Below are 1,249 nucleotides of genomic sequence, written 5' to 3'. Positions count from 1 at the left end.
TCAAGATATTATAATAAGTAAATAAGAGAACACCTCAATAAGTTTTTTTATTAAATTATCTATTTAACAAATTTTCTTATTCTTTAATTAAAACTATATTTGCAAACTTGAAAATTACAAAAATATAAAATGAAAATATCTTATAATTGGTTAAAACAATTCATTAAAATTGATTGGAAATCTGAAGAAACTGCTTCTTTATTGACCGATTTAGGGCTTGAAGTCGAAATTGTCGAAAATTATCAATCTGTAAAAGGCGGACTAGTAGGAATTGTTGTTGGACATGTTTTGACCTGCGAACAACATCCAAACGCAGACAGACTAAAAGTCACAACTGTAGATATTGGTATTGATAACCCAATCCAAATTGTTTGTGGTGCTAGCAATGTCGCTGCAGGACAAAAAGTGCCTGTTGCAACTATCGGAACTGTGCTGTATGATAAAAATGGTGAGTCTTTTGTAATTAAAAAAGGTAAAATTCGCGACGTAGAAAGCCATGGAATGATTTGCGCAGAGGACGAATTGGGTTTAGGTTCAAGTCATGAAGGAATTTTGATTCTTGATTCTGAATTACAAGCAGGAACTTTGGTTTCGGAAGTTTTTAATATAGAAAATGATGAAGTTTTCGAAATTGGATTGACGCCAAATCGTGCCGATGCAATGTCACATTTAGGGACTGCAAGAGATCTAAAAGCTGGAATGTTACAAAAAGGTGTGAATGTAGAATTTATTACCCCATCGGTTAGTAATTTTAGGGTCGATAAACGAACCTTGAAACTCGATGTTGATGTTCTAGACAACAAACTTTGCCCAAGATATTGTGGTGTTACTATTTCTGGAATTACCGTTAAACCGTCGCCAGATTGGTTGCAAAATCGACTGAAATCTATCGGAATTAATCCAAAAAACAATATTGTAGATGTTACTAATTATGTTTTACATGAGTTAGGTCAACCGCTTCACGCATTCGATGCATCGAAAATTTCTGGAAAAATTATTGTAAAAACCCTAGAAGCTGGAACAAAGTTCACAACACTTGACGATGTTGAAAGAATTTTGCACGAAGAAGATTTAATGATTTGCGATGCTAACGGACCAATGTGTATTGCAGGAGTTTTTGGCGGAAAAAATTCTGGAGTTTCAGAAAATACAAATGCAATTTTTCTAGAAAGTGCTTATTTTAATCCGGTTAGCATAAGAAAAACTGCCAAAAGACATACTTTAAGCACCGACGCTTCTTTCAGATTCG

1 protein-coding gene is annotated in these 1,249 nt (G+C 33.9%); it reads left to right on the top strand.

Features of this window, described 5'->3' with window-relative positions:
- Window positions 1-129: 129 nt before the first annotated feature.
- Window positions 130-1,249, top strand: a 1,120-nt coding sequence (pheT, locus tag RMO83_RS04555) for a phenylalanine--tRNA ligase subunit beta (RefSeq protein ID WP_310558494.1), incomplete at its 3' end; no start/stop codon positions are given.

Source organism: Flavobacterium sp., from assembly GCF_031423415.1.
Classification (GTDB): domain Bacteria; phylum Bacteroidota; class Bacteroidia; order Flavobacteriales; family Flavobacteriaceae; genus Flavobacterium.
Note: the sequence above shows the minus strand (reverse complement) of the source record. Positions and strands in the feature narration are given on the sequence as shown.